19 protein-coding genes and 3 pseudogenes are annotated in these 19,399 nt (G+C 64.1%); 13 read left to right on the top strand and 9 right to left on the bottom strand.

The window, feature by feature from the left end; all coding sequences use genetic code 11:
• Positions 1–119: 119 nt before the first annotated feature.
• Positions 120–794, bottom strand: coding sequence for an HAD-IA family hydrolase (locus tag IVA80_RS01155; RefSeq protein ID WP_247424689.1), 675 nt, complete (start codon positions 792–794; stop codon positions 120–122).
• 178 nt (positions 795–972) lie between these two features.
• Between IVA80_RS01155 and rpiA the strand changes: the two genes are divergently transcribed.
• From rpiA to gor, 3 genes are all read left to right on the top strand, one after another.
• Positions 973–1,686 (top strand): ribose-5-phosphate isomerase RpiA, encoded by a 714-nt coding sequence (rpiA, locus tag IVA80_RS01150; protein WP_247424685.1) that lies wholly within the window; start codon positions 973–975, stop codon positions 1,684–1,686.
• A 2-nt stretch (positions 1,687–1,688) separates the two neighbouring features.
• Complete coding sequence (locus IVA80_RS01145; RefSeq protein WP_247424682.1) at positions 1,689–2,207, top strand: DUF2059 domain-containing protein; 519 nt, start codon at positions 1,689–1,691, stop codon at positions 2,205–2,207.
• 148 nt (positions 2,208–2,355) lie between these two features.
• Entirely contained in the window at positions 2,356–3,744 is a 1,389-nt protein-coding gene (gor, locus tag IVA80_RS01140) for a glutathione-disulfide reductase (RefSeq protein ID WP_247424679.1), read from the top strand.
• A 9-nt stretch (positions 3,745–3,753) separates the two neighbouring features.
• Here gor and IVA80_RS01135 read toward each other — a convergent pair whose 3' ends face one another.
• The 3 genes and pseudogenes from IVA80_RS01135 to IVA80_RS01125 form a co-directional block, all read right to left on the bottom strand.
• Positions 3,754–4,893 carry a hypothetical protein gene (locus tag IVA80_RS01135; protein ID WP_247424676.1) on the bottom strand — a complete coding sequence of 380 codons (1,140 nt, stop codon included), beginning with the start codon at positions 4,891–4,893 and terminating at the stop codon, positions 3,754–3,756.
• 407 nt (positions 4,894–5,300) lie between these two features.
• Positions 5,301–5,541, bottom strand: a pseudogene (locus IVA80_RS01130) (carboxylate--amine ligase); the annotation flags it as partial.
• Positions 5,542–5,562: 21 nt separating this feature from the next.
• The gene (locus IVA80_RS01125; protein ID WP_247424674.1) at positions 5,563–6,009 is read right to left on the bottom strand and encodes a DMT family transporter; all 447 of its coding nucleotides are present in this window, start codon (positions 6,007–6,009) and stop codon (positions 5,563–5,565) included.
• A 569-nt stretch (positions 6,010–6,578) separates the two neighbouring features.
• Here IVA80_RS01125 and IVA80_RS01120 point away from each other — a divergent pair.
• Genes IVA80_RS01120 through IVA80_RS01105 form a run of 4 tightly spaced genes read left to right on the top strand, consistent with a single transcriptional unit; the run spans position 6,579 to position 8,659 of the window.
• Positions 6,579–7,049: a TerB family tellurite resistance protein gene (locus IVA80_RS01120; protein ID WP_247424671.1), complete on the top strand. Its 471-nt coding sequence runs from the start codon at positions 6,579–6,581 to the stop codon at positions 7,047–7,049.
• Complete coding sequence (locus tag IVA80_RS01115) at positions 7,046–7,408, top strand: hypothetical protein (RefSeq protein WP_247424669.1); 363 nt, start codon at positions 7,046–7,048, stop codon at positions 7,406–7,408. The genes IVA80_RS01120 and IVA80_RS01115 overlap by 4 nt, the downstream gene beginning before the upstream one ends.
• The gene (locus IVA80_RS01110; RefSeq protein WP_247424667.1) at positions 7,405–8,040 is read left to right on the top strand and encodes a TerC family protein; all 636 of its coding nucleotides are present in this window, start codon (positions 7,405–7,407) and stop codon (positions 8,038–8,040) included. Before IVA80_RS01115 ends, IVA80_RS01110 begins: the two co-directional genes overlap by 4 nt.
• Positions 8,041–8,074: 34 nt before the next feature.
• On the top strand, positions 8,075–8,659 hold the full coding sequence (locus IVA80_RS01105) for a TIGR00645 family protein (protein WP_247424664.1): 585 nt from the start codon (positions 8,075–8,077) through the stop codon (positions 8,657–8,659).
• Between the two features lie 16 nt (positions 8,660–8,675).
• On the opposite strand, the gene IVA80_RS01100 is transcribed toward IVA80_RS01105, so the two are convergent.
• Positions 8,676–9,227 carry a helix-turn-helix domain-containing protein gene (locus IVA80_RS01100; RefSeq protein ID WP_247424661.1) on the bottom strand — a complete coding sequence of 184 codons (552 nt, stop codon included), beginning with the start codon at positions 9,225–9,227 and terminating at the stop codon, positions 8,676–8,678.
• Between the two features lie 9 nt (positions 9,228–9,236).
• Here IVA80_RS01100 and IVA80_RS01095 point away from each other — a divergent pair.
• Positions 9,237–9,437, top strand: a pseudogene (locus IVA80_RS01095) (hypothetical protein); the annotation flags it as partial.
• Between the two features lie 29 nt (positions 9,438–9,466).
• On the opposite strand, the gene IVA80_RS01090 reads toward IVA80_RS01095, so the two are convergent.
• The gene (locus IVA80_RS01090; protein WP_247424655.1) at positions 9,467–10,549 is read right to left on the bottom strand and encodes a substrate-binding domain-containing protein; all 1,083 of its coding nucleotides are present in this window, start codon (positions 10,547–10,549) and stop codon (positions 9,467–9,469) included.
• A gap of 113 nt (positions 10,550–10,662) precedes the next feature.
• Between IVA80_RS01090 and IVA80_RS01085 the strand changes: the two genes are divergently transcribed.
• Positions 10,663–12,147, top strand: coding sequence for an aldehyde dehydrogenase family protein (locus IVA80_RS01085; protein ID WP_247424652.1), 1,485 nt, complete (start codon positions 10,663–10,665; stop codon positions 12,145–12,147).
• Between the two features lie 187 nt (positions 12,148–12,334).
• Positions 12,335–12,598 carry a hypothetical protein gene (locus IVA80_RS01080; RefSeq protein WP_247424649.1) on the top strand — a complete coding sequence of 88 codons (264 nt, stop codon included), beginning with the start codon at positions 12,335–12,337 and terminating at the stop codon, positions 12,596–12,598.
• Between the two features lie 274 nt (positions 12,599–12,872).
• Here IVA80_RS01080 and IVA80_RS01075 read toward each other — a convergent pair.
• Positions 12,873–13,770 (bottom strand): annotated as a pseudogene (locus IVA80_RS01075) (alpha/beta fold hydrolase).
• 181 nt (positions 13,771–13,951) lie between these two features.
• Between IVA80_RS01075 and IVA80_RS01070 the strand changes: the two are divergent.
• Genes IVA80_RS01070 through IVA80_RS01060 form a run of 3 tightly spaced genes read left to right on the top strand, consistent with a single transcriptional unit; the run spans position 13,952 to position 17,474 of the window.
• Entirely contained in the window at positions 13,952–15,340 is a 1,389-nt protein-coding gene (locus tag IVA80_RS01070) for a 3-deoxy-7-phosphoheptulonate synthase class II (RefSeq protein WP_247424645.1), read from the top strand.
• Positions 15,341–15,344: 4 nt separating this feature from the next.
• Positions 15,345–15,698 carry a diacylglycerol kinase gene (locus IVA80_RS01065; RefSeq protein ID WP_247424642.1) on the top strand — a complete coding sequence of 118 codons (354 nt, stop codon included), beginning with the start codon at positions 15,345–15,347 and terminating at the stop codon, positions 15,696–15,698.
• Positions 15,699–15,716: 18 nt separating this feature from the next.
• Positions 15,717–17,474 carry an NAD+ synthase gene (locus tag IVA80_RS01060; protein WP_247424639.1) on the top strand — a complete coding sequence of 586 codons (1,758 nt, stop codon included), beginning with the start codon at positions 15,717–15,719 and terminating at the stop codon, positions 17,472–17,474.
• A 173-nt stretch (positions 17,475–17,647) separates the two neighbouring features.
• Here IVA80_RS01060 and IVA80_RS01055 read toward each other — a convergent pair whose 3' ends face one another.
• Together IVA80_RS01055 and IVA80_RS01050 are read right to left on the bottom strand one after the other, a co-directional pair.
• A complete protein-coding gene (locus IVA80_RS01055; protein WP_247424637.1) occupies positions 17,648–18,832 on the bottom strand; it encodes a DUF2865 domain-containing protein in 1,185 nt (394 codons plus the stop codon).
• Positions 18,833–18,962: 130 nt separating this feature from the next.
• Positions 18,963–19,277: a hypothetical protein gene (locus tag IVA80_RS01050; protein ID WP_247424634.1), complete on the bottom strand. Its 315-nt coding sequence runs from the start codon at positions 19,275–19,277 to the stop codon at positions 18,963–18,965.
• Positions 19,278–19,399: the final 122 nt, after the last annotated feature.

Below are 19,399 nucleotides of genomic sequence, written 5' to 3'. Positions count from 1 at the left end.
ATCCCCGGACGAACCTAGGAGCGTCGTTCCAGGCAGGCAACCGGCGGACTGCGCATAGTTAATGGATGGTTAACGCAGCGTTCCGTGGAATAATCTAGCTATCTCAGGGGCTTGTGGACCTAGGCCGTCATCAGGCTGTGGGCTGCCGCCGGCAGATCGCGCATGTGATGGATCAGCCGGTCCGGCTTCAGCTCGGCGATCGGCACGTCCGTATAGCCGAAGCTGACCCCGATCACGGGCACCCCGGCGCGCCGGGCCACGCCGACATCGGGTCCGGCATCGCCGACCATGATGCTGGCTTTGACCTCTCCGCCAGCGCGTGCCACCGTCTCGCGGAAAATGGTCGGATCGGGCTTCTGGACGCCAAAAGTGTCGGCGCCGCAGATCGCCGCGAAGCGCCGGGTCAGGTCGAGCTGGTCCAAGAGCCGCTTCGACAGCCATTCCAGCTTGTTGGTACAGACCGCCAGCCGATGGCCCTGCGCCGCAAAATGGTCGAGCGCGGCCTCGAGCCCCTCGAACGGCCGGGATTCGACGGCAATATGATCGGCGTAATAGGCGACGAAATCCGCCGTCATCCGGTCCATGTCCGCGACGCCCACGGTGCGTCCCTCGGCCTCCAGTCCCCGCTCGATCAGCTTGCGGGCGCCGGCCCCGATCATGTTACGGGCTGAGGCCATCGGCACGGGCGGCAGCCCCTCGCGCTCGAGCACGAAATTCAGCGCGGTGATCAGGTCGGGCGCCGTATCCACAAGCGTGCCGTCGAGATCGAAGACGATGGTGTGAGGGGAGGTCATGGTCCAAGCGCTATCGGGCCGGCTCCGCACGCGCAAGGGCCGAAGCCATAAGATCAACTTATAAGATCGACCCAGAGGCCTGTTCCCCAGACCCTGTTCTCCGGGGGGAAACGAGGCTACACAGGCCGCCGCAAGCGGCCAATACCGGCGGCACCCTTGATTCAGAGGCGAGCGCATCGTGAACATGGACCAGTTGAAGCGGCAGGCTGCGGCGCGCGCCCTCGAGGAGGTGCGTGATGGCATGCAGCTCGGGCTCGGCACCGGCTCGACTGCAAAACATTTCGTCGAGCTGCTCGGCGAGCGCGTGCGCACCGGGCTCAAGGTGATCGGGGTGCCGACCTCGGAGGCGACGCGCCTCGACGCGATGCGCTGTGGCGTGCCGCTGACCACGCTCGACGAGATCGACCATCTCGACATCACCATCGACGGCGCCGACGAGATCGATCCCGAGCTCAATCTGATCAAGGGCGGCGGCGGCGCGCTGCTGCGCGAGAAGATCGTGGCGGCCGCCTCGGATCGCATGATCGTGATTGCCGACGACAGCAAATGGGTGCCGACGCTCGGCCGCTTTCCGCTGCCGGTCGAGGTCATCCCGTTCGGGTTCGGGGCGACGCGCCGCGCGATCGAGAAGGCATTTGCGGAATGCGGCGTTTCCGGGCAAATGGCGGTCCGCAAGGCCAAAGATGGCCACGTTTTCGTCACCGATGGCGGCCACTGGATCGTCGATGCCCAGCTCGGACGTATCGTGGACCCGCCCAGCCTCGCCAAGGCGTTGAGCGCGATCCCCGGCGTGGTCGAGCATGGGTTGTTCATCGGCTTGGCCAGCTCGGCCGTTTTGGCGGGCGGCGAGGGAATCCGCGTGATTGAACGGCGTAAGCCGAAAGGAGACTAGGAATGAAGAGCGTTTTTAGATTGTTGCCGGCCGCGACCCTCGCTGTTGGACTGGCCCTGTCGGCGGCTCCAGCCGTCGCCCAGCAGGCGGCCCCGCCGAAGTCCTCGCCGGCGGCCATCGCGGCGGCCAAGGAGATCCTGACGATCAAGAACGCGGGCGCGATGTACGCCAACGCCGTGCCCGGCCTGGTCGAGAAGACCAAGATCGCGCTGATCCAGCAGAACCTCAACTACCAGAAGGATCTCAACGAGGTCGCCGGGGTCGTCGCCCAGCAGCTCAACGGTCGCGAGAAGGAGATCGGCGAAGGCATGGCACAGGTCTATGCCAGCGAGTTCACCGAGCAGGAGCTGAAGGAGCTCGTCACCTTCTACAAGTCGCCGCTGGGCAAGAAGCTGATCGATGCCGAGCCGCGCGCCATCGGGCTCAGCATGGCGTTCATGAACTCCTGGGCCCAGAATTTCGCCGAGACCGTAATGGGTGCCTTCCGCGCCGAGATGCGCAAGCGTGGCAAGGAGATCTGACAGAGCCTATCTGATCAGAGATCCTAAAGTGCGTTATCGCGCTTTAGGTTGTTATTTGAGCATGATCTTTTCGGAAAACCGCTCCACACTTTGCGCTGGCGCGGCCCTTCGGGTCCGGATCATGCTCTGAAAGAGGTCGGAGTGGACAATGGCTGAATTCGACGTCGACCTCTTTGTCATTGGTGGCGGTTCGGGCGGCGTGCGTGCCGCCCGCATCGCGGCCGGCTACGGCGCTCGCGTCATGATCGCGGAAGAGTACCGCATGGGCGGCACCTGCGTGATCCGCGGCTGCGTGCCGAAGAAGCTGTTCGTGATCGGCTCGCATGTTCGTCACGAGCTCGAGGACGCCGCCGGTTTCGGTTGGACCGTTCCGCCCGCGACGTTCGACTGGCCGACGCTGATCGCCAACAAGGACAAGGAGATCGCGCGGCTGGAGGCGGCCTACACTGCGAATGTCGAGAAGTCGGGCGCGCAAATCGTCAAGAGCCGCGCAGTGATCGAGGACAAGCACACTGTCCGCCTGCTCGAAAACGACAGGAAGATCACCGCCAAATACATTCTCATCGCCACCGGCGGCGCGCCCAACCACGGCGCCTCGATCCCGGGCATCGAGCACGTGATCTCCTCCAACGAGGCGTTTCACCTAAAAGAGCTGCCGAGGCGGATCGTGATCCAGGGCGGCGGCTACATTGCGCTGGAATTCGCCGGCATCTTCGCCGGCTTCGGCTCCGACGTCACCGTGATCTATCGCGGCGACAACATTTTGCGCGGTTTCGACGAGGACGTCCGCACCCATGTGCGCGCCGAGATGGAGAAGCAAGGCATCACCATTCTCACCGGCTGCACGGTGAGCAAGGTCGATCGCCATGGCGACGAATTCACCACCCATCTGTCGAACGGATCGAGCCTCGCCTCCGAGCAGGTGATGTTCGCGATCGGCCGCCATCCCGCCGTGGCCAATCTCGGCCTGGAGAAGGCCGGCGTCGCGATCAACCCGAACAACGGCGGCATCGCGGTGGATGGTTTCTCGAAGAGCTCGGTCGGCAGCATCTATGCGATCGGCGACGTCACCCATCGCTTCAATCTGACGCCGGTTGCGATTCGCGAAGGCCATGCCTTCGCCGATACCGTGTTTGGCAAGCGCGAGGTGCAGGTCGATCACGCCAACATCCCGACCGCCGTGTTCTCGCAGCCGGAGGTCGGCACCGTCGGCCTCACCGAGACCGAGGCGCGCGCGCAATTTGGCCATGTCGACATCTACAAGACAAGTTTCCGTCCCATCAAGGCGACGATGTCGGGGCGCGACACCCGCGTGCTGATGAAGCTCGTCGTCGACGGCGCCTCCGACCGCGTGCTTGGTTGCCACATCGTCGGCGATGCCGCCGCCGAGATCACCCAGGCGGTCGCGATCGCGGTGAAGATGAAGGCGACCAAGGCGGATTTCGACGCCACCGTCGCGCTGCACCCGACCGCGGCTGAAGAACTGGTCACCATGCGCACGCCGACCGCGCGCCACGTGCGTCAGGCGGCGGAATAAGGCCGAAGCTCAGCTGTACAAGTAGCCGACCGGCTCGCCTTCCGTGCGCAGGGGACGGACATCCTTCTGCGTGATGATCCGACTGGCGAGGCCATCGATCTCGTCGCGTTGCGTCGGCGTCCAGCTGCGAAGGTCGTTCATGCCCTTCAGCAGGCCGAGCCTGAGGACCTGGGTGTTTTCGCCGAGGCCTACAAGGTCGATCGAGCTCTTGCCCGCTGTCACCACATCGCCGGCCGAAAGCTCGAAGGTCTCGCCGGCTCTGTTCCTGAATTCGGCTGTGCCGCGAATGATGCGGTAGATCACGACCTCGCCTTTGGCAAAACAGGCGGCGTCCGCTGCCACTGATGTGCTCTTCGGCAAAAGTGACTGGCCACGCGGATCGGTTGCGATGATGTGGCCGGTGACAAGATGACCGCTCGGAGCCTCGATCCCGATATCGCGCACATAGACCGGCATCGATGATTTGACGGGACTGTCGGTGAGCGGCTTGAACAGCGCATCCAGCGCCAAGGGATCCTGAAGCCAGAAGCCTGCATCGGCTGGCCGATCATGCAGAGGGTGGCTCCAGGCCACGCGCGGCGTCTCGGATTCATTGATCTGGTCCGGACCGACGATGGTCGGGTTCGGAAAAGTGGTTGGATCGGTGATGAAGGCTTCGAGGAATTTGCCGGAGTAGCCCATCGAAATCGGATCCGGCACCACCGTCTGCGGCGTCTTCAGGTTCTCTTCGGTCGACAGGCCCGACCAGGTGTAGAAGAGCTGGCGGTGGACGATCGCGCTTTGCAGCATCACCGCGCCGGGGCCGACATTATAGAGGCGCCCGTCGTAGTCGAAGGTGAACGCGCCCGAGGTGACCAGCACGAGCTGAAAGCCGCCGGGCGGCAGGTGAAGGTGGAAATCGGTGGGGCCCGTGTCGGGGCGGTAGATCGGCAGATTGGTCGCGACTTCGTGCAGGAGGAAGGTCTCGTTGTTGGCGTGAAAGCCCTCGCTCGCGCGGTTGTAAAGGGCTTGCGGCCGATACGTCGCCTCAAAATTCGCATTCTTGTCGCGATCGATCGCCACGAAATCCTGACCGTTGAGGCGAAGGGGCGCGCCGTTCGGACGGGTGAGGCCGGTGAATTTGAGATCGCCCGCAGCATGCACGTTCATGGCATTCTCCGCTTCTAGCCGGTTATCCCGGAGCTGGGCGCACGCATCCTGCTGCTCCAATTCGTGAGAGGGCAGGGAATCAGGCCTGATGCTGTCTTGCGAATTTCGGGCCAGTTGGAACACGGAGCGCACACATGGGCTCTCGGCTCTCAGAGACGAGAAAATAATCGAGGCTCCACCTGAGGTTAGATGTGCCGTTTCGCCGGCTTGCCTGGCGTCTTCGCGCAACCGGCAACTCCGGTGACGAGACGTATCTTGTCTAATTTGTCGGCAAGCCTTGGCGTGGAAGTGCAGCCTCACGCACCAGTGGAACAGCGGAACGCACAGGGCTCCGCGGGATCAAGACCCTAGGTTTACCTTGGCGCAGCGAGACAGGGTCCTTGCATTCAAAAAAGCTTGTGTGGGCGCTATGGCGCTGCCGAAACACTGCGCCCGATCGGAGCGTTCGTTCCGGATATCGTAGATGCAGCGATCCATCGTGACACGGATGCGATGTCATCGCCGTTTTCACGCTCAGCGCGAAGCTGGAATTCGGCGGAGCTGCCGCGCTCCACGATCGTGCGGCAGTGCTCGACCTCGGCGGCGCAATTCAGTGCGGCCGCGTCCTCGGCAAATGTCGTCGATCGCGCGGGTGAGCAGCTCCGAGACGGCGGGATGGTTCCCGTCGTCCTACATGCGGATCAAAACGACACCGCCGACGAGCAGTGCGGCACCGGCGATCCGGACGGCGCTCACGGGATGAACGGGGACGCCCAGCACCCCAAAATGATCGAACGCGATCGATCCGAACATCTGGCCAGCGATGAGCAACGCGAAGAACGTCGCGGCGCCAAGCTGCGGGACGAGGAAAATTCCGAGACCGATGAAGATGGCGCCGAACAGTCCGCCGGTCCATGCAAACCAGGGTATGCGGGCCGCAATCGTTGCCGAAGGGACGGGATCACGCAGCAGGAGCGCCAGCGCCGCCATGCAGAGCACGCCGAGCAAGTAGCTCATGAAGCCCGACCACGCAGCCGAGCTCAACGCCGTCCGCAGATTGGTGTTGAGCGCTTGTTGCACGACGAGACTGATCCCGGCCGCGACGGCGAGAATTATCGGAAGTGCCGATCTGAACATCGTCTGGTCGTCTCCTTGTTTGGTCCACACATCGGCGGGATGTACACAACGTGTCTCCACTTTCGGTCGGGAGATAGCCAGAATCTGGTCTGAGGGAAACGGCCAGTCTTGATGGAATCTCGCCAGTGCAGTTGTCAGGCACCCTTTCCGCCGAGATGCCGGTATGAACTGTCCTGCCTTGCCAGGCGACGTGTCGCGGCAAGCCGACATTGAGATTCGATCCGGCAACCGTCGCGGGCGCATCTGGTCGAGCGGGTGGGGTAATCTCTTGGCGAAGGCCCATCAATTCATCCTGGTTTGTTGCGCCATAAGCATGGAACCGATGCGGCGGCTGGTCGCAGCCTTGTTGCCTTGATTCCGGCGGACCTATCTTTATTTCTGGGAGGAACAAGAATCCGGGCCCCTCTGGCGAGGACGCCGACCAAGTCGGCAAAACCTCGTGATGTCGGATCACCTGTCCCGCGCGAATGCGATGGATCGGCCGATCGTCGGGCCCTCTTGAGTTCTCTCCGACCCGATCGTCCCCATCACAGCTCCGCGCGGCTATTTCGCCAATGTGAGGAGCAACGATGTCTGACGCCGCCACTTCAAACCCGATCGAGATCACCGAACCGTCCAGCCCGAACGAGCAGGCGGCGGTGGCGCTGGTCATTGCCGGCGCGCTGGTCGCCGTCGCCGACCGGCGCGTTTCGCCGGTCGAGCGCGACGAGGTGATCCGTTTCATCAGGGATCGCGAACTGGCGCCGCACATGAGCGATGACCGGCTGTTTGCGATATTCGACGAACTGGCGGAACGGCTCGAGGAGCCCGACTTTGCCAATGTGGTGATCGATAGGTTGCGTCCGGTCTCGGACCTGCCGCTCTCGGCGCATTTGATGGAGCTGTCGGAGCGCGTCGCGGCCGCGGACGAGGACGTGCATCTCCATGAGGTGCAGGCGATCAAGCTGTTGCGCCTGCTGACGCTGGTGCTGCCGCGCGCAAAGCCGGTCGTCTCAGATGCACGCGCGGATCAGCGCGCCGTCTCAGAGGAGCAAGCATGAGCGTCGTTCCGGACGAACCGTCGACGGTTCTCGAAGGCGCTGCCGGCCAATTGGCCGGCGGCGACCCGCGGCTCGACAAGCTCGTCCATCGCTTGCCGTCGCGCATGGGCGACACCGTCACCTATCTGCTCAAACCGTCGAGCCGCTGGGTGAGGATCCCGTCGGGCGCGTTGCTCGTCGTCGGCGGCGTGCTCTCCTTCCTGCCGGTGCTCGGCTTCTGGATGCTGCCGCTCGGACTTGCGTTGCTCGCCGAGGATGTGCCCGCGCTCCGCTCGTCTCGTTCGAAAGTCTTCGACTGGATCGAGCGGCGCAAGCCGCATTGGCTCGATCCGTCCGCATCCAAAAATGATCAATCATGACTGAATTCATCACTGCTGACGCGCTGTCAGCGCTGCTCCAGGTTGTCCTGATCGACCTCGTGCTGGCTGGCGACAACGCCATCGTCATCGGCCTTGCCGCGGCCGGATTGCCGGCCGAGCGGCGCCGGCGCGCCATCGTAGTCGGCATCGTGGCTGCCACGGCCTTGCGCATCGTATTCGCCGGCGTTGCGGCCCAGCTCTTGCAAGTAATCGGCCTGCTGCTCGCCGGCGGCGTGCTGCTGCTGTGGGTCTGCTGGAAGATGTGGCGCGAGCTGCGCGAGCGGGCTGCGCACGCCGAGCCCGCGTTCAGCCATGGCGGCAGCGCGGCCAGCGCACCGGCGTCTCGCAAGACCTTCGGACAGGCGGCGCTGCAGATCGTCGCCGCCGATGTCTCGATGTCGCTCGACAACGTGCTTGCGGTCGCGGGCGCCGCGCGCGAGCATCCCTACATCCTCGCGTTCGGACTGTTGCTGTCTGTCGCGCTGATGGGTGTTGCCGCCGACCTGCTCGGCCGCGTGCTCCAGAAGCAGCGCTGGATCGCCTATGTCGGTCTTGCCATCATCGTTTACGTCGCCTTCGAGATGATCTATCGCGGTTCGCTCGAGCTCGCGCCTGTTATCGCGAGCCTGTGAGGCGCGCTTCCTTGTCCGCAATCCGGAGTGATCAATGACGTCTGAACCCAAAGCACCTTCGGCGCTCTCCGTGCCGCAGCCGCAGATCGGCCCGTTTGCCCAGCTCATCTTCGGCTCGCGCTGGCTGCAAGTGCCGCTTTATGTCGGCCTCATCATCGCGCAAGGCGTCTATGTGCTGCTGTTCCTGAAGGAGCTCTGGCACCTCGTCTTGCACTCGTTCGACGCCAGCGAGCAGCAGATCATGCTGATCGTGCTCGGGCTGATCGACGTCGTCATGATCTCGAACCTGCTGGTGATGGTGATCGTCGGCGGCTACGAGACCTTCGTCTCTCGCCTGAACCTGAGCGGCCATCCAGACGAGCCGGAATGGCTCAGCCACGTCAATGCCAGCGTGCTCAAGATCAAGCTGGCGATGGCGATCATCGGCATCTCCTCGATCTCGCTGCTCAGGACATTCATCGAGGCCGGTAATCTCGGCACCACGCGCAGCAATTTCACCGAGTCCGGCGTGATGTGGCAGGTGCTGATCCACCTGACCTTCATCATCTCCGCGGTCGGCATCGCCTGGGTCGACCGCCTCAGCGAGGGTGGCCACCGCAAGGCGGCCGGTCACGGTTGAGGGGCGATCCGCTCTCTCAAGCCCTGATGGCCAGATGAAACGAGCGCCGTCCGTGCGCCAATGTCTCGGATGGTGTTTCGCGGAAGCCCAGTCTGTAGCTCTTCGCGAAGTCGCCCAGGTGCCAGAAGCCGTTGCCGAGCGCGGCGGCCTTCACGGTCAATCCATCGCCTCCGGTCATGAGCTGGACGCGAACGGACCACAACCGTTTGAGGCGCAGATAGTGGTGCAGGCTGACGCCGTGCACCGCGTGCGTCGCGGCCTGGAGCGTGCGCACGGACACGCCGAGTGCGGCGGCGAGGTCGTCGCTGTAGAGCGGCTTGCTGCCGAACAGCGCAATGACTTCGTCGAGATGCGCGATCAGCTTGCGGTGCTTGTCGAACGAAGCGGGGCGGGGCGGCGCATGTGCCGGCCGGCAACAGGGTGGCGTCGAGGCCGGCGAGCAGCGTTTCCTTGATCGGGCGGTTGAGCGCCTCGGATTGCCGGGGATCGTTGCATGCCGAAGCCAGCGAGAACGTCTCCAGGATGGCAGCGCGCAGGCGCGCCATTGGATCGTCCTGCGTGCGAACATAGGCGAGGCCTCTTGCGCGAGTTCAAGCTGCTCAAGCAGAACCAGATCAGCATGTTCGGCTATTACGGCAGCTTCGAAGCGCTGATGGTGCGCGGCTACATTGTCGAGACCGCGCGAAAACCGCCGTCGAGCCGTCCGCTGGTGACTTACCGATTGACTGTACAAGGCGAGCAGGTGGTCTCGGCGCTGAAGGATCAGCCGGTGATCTGACGGAGGCGGACAAGCCGAGCGCGCCAGCATCATCGCACGGCGTGCATCTCCAGAAACGCCTTCACGCCGGTGACAGCGCCCGTATCCGACGGCACGTAGCCGGGCAGGGTCGCGATGGCGGCGCGGAAATCGGCGCTGCGCATGATCTCGAGGATGCGTTGCATCGGCCCGGTGTCCAGGAAGGCGCGCTTGCAGACGAAGAAATAGTCCTCGGTGAGGAGCCGGATGAAATCGAGACCGAAATGCCGGGCGGCGGCCTCGACGCCGAAACTTGCATCCGCCATGCCGCTTGCGACATAGGCAGCGACCGCGGCGTGGGTGAACTCGATCTGTTGCGCGCCGTTGATCCTGCTCTCGTCGATGCCGTGCGCGGCGAGCAACTGATCGAACAGCAGGCGCGTGCCGGAATCGTGGTCGCGGTTGACGAAGCGGACTTTCGGTCCGGTGAGATCATCAAGCGAGGCGATGCGCAGCGGATTGCCGCGCGCGACCATCAGCCCCATTTCACGCGTGACGAAACTGATGATGCGATCCTCGCGCGGGTCGAGCCATTCGCGGGCGGCCTTGATGCCTTGGGCGCGTAGCGCGCCGTGCGGCAGATGCAGGCCGGAGAGATCGCAGGCACCCTGCGCCAGCGAAACCAGCGAATGCTGGTTGCTGACATAGCGCAGGTCGACGCCGATGCCGGGTTCGCGGTCGAGGAATTCGCGCAGTTTTGCCACCGCAAAGCCGTGGCTGGCATGGACGCGGATCACGGCGGGGCGCTGTTCGAGGAACGGCTTGATCTCGCTCGCCAGCTCCTGTGCGAGGTTTTCGAGTTGAGGTCCGAGCCGCGCCTGCATGCGCTCGCCGGCCCATACCAGCCGCTCGCCGAACGGCGTGAGTTTTGAGCCCTTGCCGCGCTGGGTCTCGACCAGCGGCGTGCCGAAGAATTCCGACCATTGCTCGATCAGATTCCAGACGTGGCGATAGGAGAGGTGGGCGTCGCTGGCCGCGCTGGTGATCTTCCCGGTCCTCCGGATCTCGTTGAGGATGCCGAGCATGATGACGGTGGTGCGCGGATTGCCCTCGCGGCGAAACCGCCAGACGACCTCGATCTCGATCTGGAGCATCGGCCTTCCTTATGAACTGCGCTTCATATGCAGGGCGTCCATTTGCAAACCATATCATATTTACTCGGGCCTATGCGCGCCTATCCTGGTATACCAGAACAGGGAGAAATATGATGTCTGTTGCATATGACTTTGCCCATTCGCCGGCAACCGGGTTCATGGCCCGGCCGCAGCATCTGCTCATCGATGGCCACCGCATTCCCGCGAGCTCCGGCCGCATCTTCAAATCCCTCAATCCCGCCACCGGCCAGGTCATCGCCGTCGTCGCGGAAGGCAACGAGGCCGATGTCGACCATGCAGTGGCGGCCGCGCGCCGGGCGTTCGAAGGTCCCTGGCGCACGATGCGCGCCTCCGAGCGCGGACAGATACTGCTGCGCTGGGCGGAGCTGCTCAAGCTGCACGCCAATGAGATCGCCGAGATCGAGTCCATCGATGCGGGCAAGCCGATATCCGCGACGATGCGCCAGGATTTTCCGGCCGCCGTCGACACGCTGATCTACTACGCCGGCTGGGCCGACAAGATCAGCGGCGACGTCGTGCCCGTGCGCGACGATGCCTTGACCTACACCGTGCGCGAGCCGGTCGGCGTGGTCGCGGCGATCGTGCCCTGGAATTTCCCGCTAATGATCGGGATGTGGAAGCTGGCGCCGGCGCTGGCCTGCGGCTGCACCGTTGTGATGAAGCCCGCCGAGCTGACATCGCTCTCGGCGCTGCGCATCGCGGAGCTCGCCCTGGAAGCGGGCCTTCCGGCAGGCGTCTTCAACGTCGTCACGGGCCCGGGCCGCGTCGTCGGCGATGCGCTGGTCAATCACCCCGACGTCGACAAGGTCACCTTCACCGGCTCGCCCGGCGTGGGCCGTGGAATCATGAAAGGCGCGGCCGGCAATTTCAAGCGCGTCTCGCTCGAGCTTGGCGGCAAGTCGGCCAACGTCATTTTCGACGACGCCGATCTCGAAGCAGCAAGCAAGGCTGCGGCCTCCGGCATCTTTTTCAACGCGGGCCAGGTCTGCTCGGCCGGCTCCCGCGTGCTGGTGCAGGAGAAGGTCTATGACGAGGTCGTCGAGCGGCTGGCGGCGCGCGCCAAATCGCTCAGAATCGGCGATCCGCTCGACCGCAAGACGGCGCTCGGCCCCGTCATCTCCGAGAAGCAGATGAAGTCGATCCTCGACTATGTCGAGATCGGCCAGGAGGAAGGTGCAACCCTCGTCACCGGCGGTCAGCGCGTCGGCGAGCGCGGCTACTTCATCAGCCCGACGGTGTTCGCAAACGTCGCGCACGAGATGCGGGTCTCGCAGGAGGAGATCTTTGGCCCCGTCGTCAGCGTCATCAAGTTTAGGGACGAGGCCGACGCGTTGAGGATCGCCAATGGCACAGCCTACAGCCTCGCCGCCGGCGTCTGGAGCCGCGACATCGGCAAGCTCCAGCGCTTTGCCAAGCGGGCGCGCGCCGGCACCGTCTGGATGAACACCTATGGCTACACCGACGTGCGGCTGCCCTGGGGCGGCGAGCGCGACTCTGGCCTTGGCCGCGAGCATGGTACCGCCGCGATCGACAATTTCACCGAGCCCAAGGCCATCTGGATGAACCTGGCCGTCTGATACCTCCCGAGCGGCCAACCCTGGAGCCCGCCTGATCGACCGATCAGGCGGGCTCACTGTTCGAGATCGGTAAAATTGTCTGCATTCCGATCAGCGGCGGCAAACCCTGCGGACAAGGAGCGCACGGCCTTAAACCTCGGCTTTGGAACCAACCTGCATCCTGCCTGCAAAAGGGTGCGGCATCAGCATGTCAGTTTTCAAGGAGATCGTCGCGGCGATTGCGGGAGTTTACGCGCTCCTGTTCGTCTGCGACGCATTGTTCGGCGCCGGCGAGGCGCGCTTCGACGAGGCCTATTACAGCGCCAGCTTCTACGCGCCGCGGCCGAAGGAATTCCGCTTCGCCGGCGATACGCCGCCGGCGGTTCGCGTCAGCGACGCCTTTGCGCAATTCGCGCCGGGTGAAGCCAAGCCGAACAGGCGCTACTCGTCGCTGACGACGGTCATCCGCTAGCGCGTAGAACTCAGTCGCTTGTCCGAGGTTCACCTCTCCCCAGCGGGGCTAAGGCGTGCACACATCTTTCGGCCGTTGGTCAGCACCAATGGAAAGCGCAAGTCTTTTCAATGATAGCTGACCGACCGCTCTTTGGGCGGTTCCGAAACCTGGGGTCATCTAAGTCCCTGTATTAGATTCCGTTTTTGAGATGTGTGCATGCCTTAGCCCTACGGGAGAGGTGAACCCTCGGCTTGCATCGATTCAACCAAAACTGATCCCGCTTAAGCGCCGCCTACTCCCCCTGGACCCATTCCGCCACGCTGCGCCACAGCGTGTTGCGGTGCTCGGGGCGGAAGAAGCCGAAATGGCCGATGGCCTTGGCGCCGACCTCGGACGGCTTGACCGTCAGCACCTCCGGCTTGATCGCGGTGAATCCGCCCGTGAGCAGTTCGACCGCGGGCCGCGTTGCCCAGGGATCGTCGGAGAAGCAGAGCGCGCGCAGTTCGCCCTTGAATCTTGCAAAATTTTCCAGCGCGGGCAGTTTTGAATCGAAGAGATAACGCGGGCTTGAGACCCAGTCGGCCCATTGCAGGGAAAACGCCCTTGGGCAGATCCTCGCCGATCCCGGCCCAGCCCGGCGCGTAGCCGAGCGCGTGGGCGAGCGGCACGCCGACAAAATTCATGAAAGCGAAGACGCGGTATTTTTCCGGCGACGTCATCAGCCGCCATGTCGCGGCCTGCGAGGCCACGAATGCGGCGCGCGAAATTTCACTGTTGTTGGCAATCAGTCCGAGCGCCTGGCCGCCGAAGGAGTGGCCGACATAGGCGAGCGGCAGGGTGTTGTAGCGCTCGCGCATCCAGCGCACCGCGGCGGTGACATCTTGCGCGGCCCAGTCCGACATTGAAGCCTTGAAGCCGACCAGCGATTTCGGCTGGTTGTAGCCGACCATCGCGGGCTGCCGGGAGTCGCCGATGCCGCGATGGTCGTAGGTCAGGACCGCGCAGCCGCGATGGGCGAGATAGGAGGCAAAGCCGCGATAGATTTTTCGCGGGACCGCAGTGGCGGAATTGATCAGGACGGCGTGGCGCTTGGTGCCGCGCGGCAGGAACAGGGTGCCGGTCAGCACATACCCGTCGGTCGCGGGGAAGCTGATCTCGTCGATGAAAACGTCGTCGCGCGCCGCGTCCATGGGCAGTCAATGTCCTGCCAGTTTCCTCGTCAGCCCTCAGCAGATGCGAATTCGGCTTTCGCCGCAAGGGGTTGCAATGCGAAATGGATTTACAACTGGCGGCGGGGGACTGGGCTGTGTATAAGGCGGCCCTCGCAACCCACAGATCGAGTTGTGCTTTTTGCTTCACGGAGAGATTGCGATGTCCGAGCGGTGGACGCCCGAGTCCTGGCGCAGCAAGCCGGTGCTGCAGGTGCCCGATTATCCCAACGCCAAGGCTTTGGCCGACGTCGAGGCGCAGCTTGCGACGTTTCCGCCGCTGGTGTTCGCGGGCGAGGCGCGCAATCTGAAGAAGGCGCTGGCCCGCGTTGCGGCCGGTGAGGCCTTCCTGCTCCAGGGCGGCGACTGCGCCGAAAGCTTTGCCGAGCACGGCGCCAATAACATCCGCGACTTCTTCCGCGTGCTGCTCCAGATGGCGGTGGTGCTGACCTATGCCGGTGCGGTGCCGGTGGTGAAGGTCGGCCGCATCGCCGGCCAGTTCGCAAAGCCACGGTCCTCGCCGACCGAGAAGATCGACGGCATCGAGCTGCCGAGCTATCGCGGCGATATCGTCAATGATATCGCCTTCACCAGGGAAGCGCGCGTCCCGGATCCGCAGCGCCAGCTGATGGCCTATCGCCAGTCGGCTGCGACATTGAACCTGCTCCGCGCTTTCGCGACCGGCGGCTTCGCCAATCTCGGCAGCGTGCATCAATGGATGCTCGGCTTCCTGAAGGATTCACCGCAGTCCCGCCGCTACAAGGAATTGGCCGACCGCATCTCGGACGCGCTCAATTTCATGCAGGCCTGCGGCCTCGACCTCGAGAGCCATCCGGAGCTGCGCGCCACCGATTTCTACACCAGCCATGAGGCACTGCTGCTCGGCTACGAGCAGGCCATGACCCGCGTCGATTCCACCACCGGCGACTGGTACGCGACGTCAGGCCACATGATCTGGATTGGCGACCGCACCCGCCAGCTCGACCACGGCCATGTCGAATATTTCCGCGGCATCAAGAACCCGATTGGCCTGAAGTGCGGCCCGTCGCTCAAGCCCGACGAGCTGTTGAAGCTGATCGACGTGCTCAATCCCGACAACGAGCCCGGCCGGCTGACGCTGATCAACCGCTTCGGCTCCGACAGGGTCGCCGACCATCTTCCGGGGCTGATCCGCGCCGTGAAGCGCGAGGGCAGGATTGTGGTCTGGTCGTGCGATCCCATGCACGGCAACACCATCACTTCCACGTCGGGCTACAAGACGCGCCCGTTCGACCGCGTCCTGTCGGAGGTGAAGTCGTTCTTCACGATCCACGCGGCGGAAGGCACGCATGCCGGCGGCGTGCATCTGGAGATGACGGGTCAGGATGTCACCGAGTGTATCGGCGGCGCCCGTGCGATCACCGACGAGGATCTCAACGACCGCTATCATACGGTCTGCGATCCCCGCCTCAACGCCGAGCAATCCATCGACATGGCCTTCCTGGTCGCGGAGCTCCTCAAACAGGAACGCGCCGGCAAGACCAGGCCGATGCCGGCCGCAGCGGGGCTCTAGAACCTTGCTGCGGATCTGGAAGGCCACGATCAATTCCCGTAACGGTCTGGCCTTTGCGTTCCGCTCGGAACAGGCCGTCCGCGAGGAGATTTTTGCGCTCCTCCTGTCGTTGCCGCTCGCCTGGTTCGTTGCCGCGACCGCGATGCGCGCGGTCGAGCTGGTGTGCTCTGTCGCTTTCCTGCTGGTCGTCGAGCTGCTCAACACCGCGATCGAGAAGCTCGCCGACCGCCTGACCATGGATCGCGACAAGCAGATCGGCCGGGTCAAGGACATGGGTTCGGCCGCCGTCGGCATCGCGCTGCTGATGGCCGGTGCGTTCTGGATCTTTGCCATCGTCGAGCGGCTGGGTTTCGTCTAGGGTAGGATCACGGCGGTCATGACCGAACGTCTCAACGCATTCGCGGTCACGCTCGCCCAGCTCAATCCGACCGTGGGCGACATCGAGGGTAATGCCGCGAAAGTGCGTGCCGCGCGCGTGCAAGCCAACTCTGACGGCGCCGATCTCGTGCTGTTTCCGGAATTGTTCATCGCCGGCTATCCGCCGGAAGATCTGGTGCAGAAGCCGGCCTTCCAGGCCGCTTGCCGCGCCGCGATCGAAGGCCTCGCGCGCGAGACCGCCGATGGCGGTCCGGCGCTGCTGGTCGGCACGCCCTGGGTCGAGGACGGCAGGCTCTACAATGCCTGCGCGCTGCTCGATGGCGGCCGCATCGCTGGCTTGCGCTTCAAATGCAATCTGCCGAATTACGGCGTGTTCGACGAGAAGCGGCTGTTTTCGCGCGGGCCCGCCGCCGGCCCCGTCACCGTGCGTGGCGTGCGGATCGGCGTGCCGATCTGCGAGGACATCTGGTTGGAGGAGTCCGAGGGCTACGAGAACGTGGTCGAGACGCTGGCCGAGACCGGCGCCGAGATCATTCTGGTGCCGAACGGCTCGCCTTACGCCCGCGACAAGAGCGATTTGCGCCTGTCGGTCGCGGTGGCGCGCGTCACCGAGAGCAGCCTGCCGCTGGTCTATCTCAACCAGATCTGCGGACAGGACGAGCTGGTGTTCGACGGCGCTTCCTTCGCGCTCAACGGCGACCTCTCGCTCGCGGCGCAATTGCCGGCGTTCGAAGAGAGTATCACGACGCTCCGCTTCACCAGGAACGGCGACGATTGGCGTTGCGCCGGGCCGATTGCCGCGCAACCTGAGGGCGACCACGCCGACTATGCGGCCTGCGTGCTCGGCTTGCGCGACTATGTCGCCAAGAACGGATTCCCCGGCGTGCTGCTCGGTATTTCCGGCGGCATCGATTCGGCGCTGTGCGCCGCGATCGCGGTCGATGCGCTCAGCGCCGACCAGGTGCATGGCGTGATGCTGCCTTATCGCTACACTGCGGCGAGCTCGATTGCGGACGCCGGCGAACTCGCCGGCCATCTCGGCATCCGTTACGAGGTGCTGCCAATCGCGGAAGCCGTGAGCGGCTTCGAGGCCATATTGTCCGGCATCTTCAAGAATCTGCCGCCTGATATCACCGAGGAAAATCTTCAGGCCCGCACCCGCGGCACGCTGCTGATGGCGATCTCCAACAAGACCGGCCTGATGGTGATGACCACCGGCAACAAGTCGGAAATGTCGGTCGGCTACGCCACGCTGTACGGCGACATGAACGGCGGCTTCAACCCGATCAAGGACATCTACAAGACGCAGGTGTTTCGGCTGGCAAGCTTGCGCAATGCCTGGAAGCCCGACGGAGCGCTCGGGCCCGCGGGCGAGGTCATCCCACCCGACATCATCACGCGTCCGCCGACAGCGGAGCTGCGCGAGAACCAGAGCGATCAGGATTCGTTGCCGCCTTACGACGTGCTCGATGCCATCCTCGAGCGCCTGATCGAGCGCGAGGAGCCGCTGGACCAGATCATCGCCGCCGGTTTCGATCGCGAGACGGTCACCCGCATCGACCATCTCCTCAATGTCGCCGAATACAAGCGCCGCCAAGCGGCACCGGGTGTGAAGGTGACGGCAAAGAATTTCGGCCGCGACCGCCGCTATCCCATCACCAACCGCTTTCGCGACAAGGGCGAGCCGCTAGCCGCGCCGGACGAGACGCTGGTCTCGCGCGGAAGCAACGCGTCGATCGACGCGTTCGAGGGGTGAGGCTGACGTAAGTTCGCGGGATGGACGGTGTCGCCACGTACGACGCTGTCATCATCCGCGAAGGCGGATGATCCAGTACGCCGCGGCGGGCGTTGTCGAAAATCGTTAGCGCTGCCGAGTACTGGATGCCCCGCCTTCGCGGAGCATGACAGCGGAAGGTGCGGAGACGCGGCCTACTTCTGCTGTTGCGGCAGGAAGCTCGGGCCGACCGAACGGATCGGCTTGTTCTCGGAGTTGGAAGGGCTGCCTGTATCCGCCGGCGGCGTTGCCGCCGGCGTGCCAGCCGGCGTCGGCGCCGGAGCTGCGCCCTTCTTGGCATTCGCAGGCGTGCCCTTGTTGAGCCGCTGCTGCTGCATCTTCTTGGCGCTCTCCTCGGTGACGATGATGTCACCCTGCTGCTCGGCGGCCGTCTTGTCGTCGGCCGATTTCAGCGCGTCGGCCCAGGTCTGGCCTGCGGCCTTGCAGGAGCAGGACGGGTTGAACTCGCTGCGGAATTTGAACGCGGTCGGCAGCGCCGTGTAGGGCTGGCCGCTGGTGGAGACCGCCGAGTTCATGTCTTCGCCGGGATTGCGATGGGTGTAGAGCACCGCTTCGGCGGCCGGGCACAGCGCCTTGCAGGTTTTCTCGTCGTCGGGGAAGCGCGCCGGCACGGTGGCAAACGAGACCGGGAAATAGGCGCCATCGCAGGTGCGCACGCACACGGTGCGATAGGTGCCGGATTGCGGCCCGAGATCGGAGGGCGGCACGCCCTGCGGATTATTGGCGTTGTTGCCGCCGAACAGATTGCTGAGGAAGTTGCCGCCTTGGGACTGCGCAGCGTTGGCATATTGCGGTCCGCAATTGTTCTGCGCCAGCGCCACCAGCACCGAGCGGCGCTGGTTGTCGTGCTCGGGGCTGAAGCCGCCGGGACCGCCGCCGCGCAGGCGTTCGAGATTGCCGGTGATCTGATCCAGATTGGCGCGCATCTGCTGGATCTGGGTGTTGACCGGGCCGCATTGCGCCGACTGGCCGTTGAATAGCGAGAAGAAGCCGGAGGAGTCGCAGCCCATGCGCTTGGCCTGCATGGTGACGCGGTCGAGTTCGGCCTGCTGACGGGTCTGGGAATCCTGGTAGCGGCGGATCTGGTCTTCGCGTGCGGGGTCACCGCCGGAGCCACGATCGAGCGCGGCGAGCTGGCCTTCCAGCCGCACGCACATCGGATTAGGGCCAAGCCCGTTTTGTCCGGGCTGCGGCGGCGGTCCGGGCGGACCAGCCTGCGCGAAAGCGCCGGTGGCGAGCACGACGGAGCTTAACAGCACGGTGCAGGCAAGGAGGAAGCGAGCACGGGACAGGGACAAAAATTCAGGCATATCCGCCATTCTAGCGAGGTCACGGCCCAGCATGACTTGGGGGGCCGAAGCGCGCCCTCCAATAGCCGCTTCCTGCGGCATCGTCACGTCGTTTCAGGGGCCAAGGATTGGGCCTAAGGTCCGCCAGCTCCGAGCGAATTCAGCGCTGGCAGGTGATTGCGACATACTCGTCGCAACGGCCATGGGAGCAGTTTGCGCCGGATTTGGGGACGGAGCCGGTAATTTCGTCGGGATCGACCCGGCGATAGGCCGAGGCCTGGGCAAAATCGCGTGACTGGCAATAGGTGCGCGCGACCTGCGCGCCGCATTTGTCACCCTTGGCGAGGCACTGATCGACGCCGTAGCCGTCGGCCTGATTGGGGATGATGAAAACGCGGTTCTCGGCGAATGAACTGGATGCTGCAAGGGCTGCAAGGATGGAGGTGCAGGACATGAGCGCGAGCAAGGATCGCATGAAAACACCTGGGGCAAAAAATAGGAACCGCCGGTTCCAGAATGGGCTCAAATGGTTAAGGATGATGAACCATCAAGGCGGGGAGGCTGCGCTTTGCGGAGATAAGACGGCATTTTCGCGGC

Source organism: Bradyrhizobium sp. 139 (assembly GCF_023074175.1).
Classification (GTDB): domain Bacteria; phylum Pseudomonadota; class Alphaproteobacteria; order Rhizobiales; family Xanthobacteraceae; genus Bradyrhizobium.
Note: the sequence above shows the minus strand (reverse complement) of the source record. Positions and strands in the feature narration are given on the sequence as shown.

Bases quoted from the DNA above. Each gene is read 5' to 3' on its own strand.
- IVA80_RS01105 (WP_247424664.1), top strand. From the start codon at position 8,075: ATGACGTCTGAACCCAAAGCACCTTCGGCGCTCTCCGTGCCGCAGCCG.
- IVA80_RS01080 (WP_247424649.1), top strand. From the start codon at position 12,335: ATGTCAGTTTTCAAGGAGATCGTCGCGGCGATTGCGGGAGTTTACGCG.
- IVA80_RS01090 (WP_247424655.1), bottom strand. From the start codon at position 10,549: ATGCTCCAGATCGAGATCGAGGTCGTCTGGCGGTTTCGCCGCGAGGGC.
- IVA80_RS01100 (WP_247424661.1), bottom strand. From the start codon at position 9,227: ATGTTCGCACGCAGGACGATCCAATGGCGCGCCTGCGCGCTGCCATCC.
- IVA80_RS01155 (WP_247424689.1), bottom strand. From the start codon at position 794: ATGACCTCCCCTCACACCATCGTCTTCGATCTCGACGGCACGCTTGTG.
- IVA80_RS01070 (WP_247424645.1), top strand. From the start codon at position 13,952: ATGTCCGAGCGGTGGACGCCCGAGTCCTGGCGCAGCAAGCCGGTGCTG.
- IVA80_RS01060 (WP_247424639.1), top strand. From the start codon at position 15,717: ATGACCGAACGTCTCAACGCATTCGCGGTCACGCTCGCCCAGCTCAAT.
- IVA80_RS01085 (WP_247424652.1), top strand. From the start codon at position 10,663: ATGTCTGTTGCATATGACTTTGCCCATTCGCCGGCAACCGGGTTCATG.
- IVA80_RS01125 (WP_247424674.1), bottom strand. From the start codon at position 6,009: ATGTTCAGATCGGCACTTCCGATAATTCTCGCCGTCGCGGCCGGGATC.
- IVA80_RS01050 (WP_247424634.1), bottom strand. From the start codon at position 19,277: ATGCGATCCTTGCTCGCGCTCATGTCCTGCACCTCCATCCTTGCAGCC.
- IVA80_RS01055 (WP_247424637.1), bottom strand. From the start codon at position 18,832: ATGGCGGATATGCCTGAATTTTTGTCCCTGTCCCGTGCTCGCTTCCTC.
- gor (WP_247424679.1), top strand. From the start codon at position 2,356: ATGGCTGAATTCGACGTCGACCTCTTTGTCATTGGTGGCGGTTCGGGC.
- IVA80_RS01110 (WP_247424667.1), top strand. From the start codon at position 7,405: ATGACTGAATTCATCACTGCTGACGCGCTGTCAGCGCTGCTCCAGGTT.
- IVA80_RS01120 (WP_247424671.1), top strand. From the start codon at position 6,579: ATGTCTGACGCCGCCACTTCAAACCCGATCGAGATCACCGAACCGTCC.
- IVA80_RS01135 (WP_247424676.1), bottom strand. From the start codon at position 4,893: ATGAACGTGCATGCTGCGGGCGATCTCAAATTCACCGGCCTCACCCGT.
- IVA80_RS01115 (WP_247424669.1), top strand. From the start codon at position 7,046: ATGAGCGTCGTTCCGGACGAACCGTCGACGGTTCTCGAAGGCGCTGCC.
- IVA80_RS01145 (WP_247424682.1), top strand. From the start codon at position 1,689: ATGAAGAGCGTTTTTAGATTGTTGCCGGCCGCGACCCTCGCTGTTGGA.